This is a genomic window from Pseudomonas sp. 30_B (assembly GCF_017491605.1).
Taxonomy (GTDB): Bacteria; Pseudomonadota; Gammaproteobacteria; order Pseudomonadales; family Pseudomonadaceae; genus Pseudomonas.
Genome location: NZ_JAFGYY010000205.1, coordinates 1 through 505, shown reverse-complemented (window position 1 = coordinate 505; position 505 = coordinate 1). Strand labels below are relative to the sequence as shown.

General features: G+C 68.5%; 1 pseudogene. It reads left to right on the top strand.

The features are described 5' to 3' along the window. Positions 1-88 precede the first annotated feature (88 nt). Positions 89-505: pseudogene (locus J5M67_RS27955) on the top strand (hypothetical protein); the annotation flags it as partial.

Here is a 505-nt window from a genome sequence, read left to right as displayed (position 1 = left end):
ACCCCGACTTCGCGCAGCGCCTCGCGCGCAACGGCCTCACGGGCGAGATCGACAGCAGCACGGGCAAATGGACCATTCGGAGCCGATCATGAAAACGACGGAGTTCAACGAAGCACTGAGCCAGTTCTGGGAGGCCCGCACCGCACGCGAAAAGTTGCTGCTCGGCTGGGGCGGCGCGGTGCTCCTCTACACGCTCGTCTTCTCGTGGCTGCCGCCCGAATGGGCGTGGCGCGTGCTGTTCGCGATCGGCGTGCTGCCCGCGCTGCTCGTGCTGTACATCCGGCGCGCGATTCCCGAGCCGCCGCGCGACGACGCACGCGTGGCCGTTTCCACGTCGGCCGCGGTCGCGCAGACCGCGCCGGCACGCGCGTCGGCGAAGAGCATCTTCGATCCGTCGGTGCTCCGGATGACGATCGTCGGCGGCCTGATCGGCGTCGGCGCGCACGGCGGCTATCATGCGATCACGACCTGGCTGCCGACCTACCTGAAGACCGAACGTCATCTC